Raw genomic sequence first — 699 nt, 5'->3', positions numbered from 1 at the left:
AACGGCCTCATCGAACTCCACCGGCGCCTGGCCCGCGGCTACCGCAACCGCGACAACTACCGCCTGCGGATGCTCCTCATCGCCGGCGGGCTACGGACCTGACCCCACACTTAGATGCGAAGAGCCGGATATCGGCGGGTGGCCCAGCCTGGTCGATTGTCGTACGACCGACCAGGCCGGGCATTGATCGTTAGCTGATCGCGGACAGGAGTTCGGTGCAGGCCTGTTCGCATTTGCGGCAGGCTTCGGCGCAGACTCGACAATGCTCGTGCATGTCCTCGTGCTTCTTACACTCGGTGGCACATTCTGCGCATGCTGTCCGGCATGCCTCGAGCGTGGTTTTGACCGTGGCTAGGTTCTGCCCGGTGCGACGGCTGAGGATTTTGCCAGTGGTTGCGCAGAGATCGGCGCAGTCAAGGTTGAGGCGAATGCAGTTCCGTAGGTCTGCGACCATCTCTTCGGCCAGGCAGGCGTCAGCGCACGAGGTGCAAGTCTGTGCGCATTCGAGACACGCGGCGATGCAGTCGGCAAGCTTCTGCACGTCTATGCCGGAAGCGTCGTTGGGGTGGGTTTGGAGTGTTCCCGCTAAAGTGGCCACTGCAATTAAGCGGCGAGTTCGTATATGTCTCTGAATCCTAGTTCAAACTCGGCTGGTGTCAAATAGCCCAGTGTGGAATGTCGTCGGGCCCTATTGTAGTA

1 protein-coding gene is annotated in these 699 nt (G+C 60.4%); it reads right to left on the bottom strand.

What is annotated here, in order from left to right; translation table 11 throughout:
• Nucleotides 1-190 precede the first annotated feature (190 nt).
• A complete protein-coding gene (locus Q2K20_RS18135; RefSeq protein ID WP_269505613.1) occupies nt 191-598 on the bottom strand; it encodes a four-helix bundle copper-binding protein in 408 nt (135 codons plus the stop codon).
• Nucleotides 599-699: the final 101 nt, after the last annotated feature.

Origin of the sequence: Dietzia sp. IN118 (assembly GCF_032905965.1) — a bacterium.
GTDB classification, from domain to species: Bacteria; Actinomycetota; Actinomycetes; order Mycobacteriales; family Mycobacteriaceae; genus Dietzia; species Dietzia kunjamensis.
The sequence above is the reverse complement of the archived record's forward strand: the minus strand, read 5'-3'. Positions and strand labels throughout refer to the sequence as shown.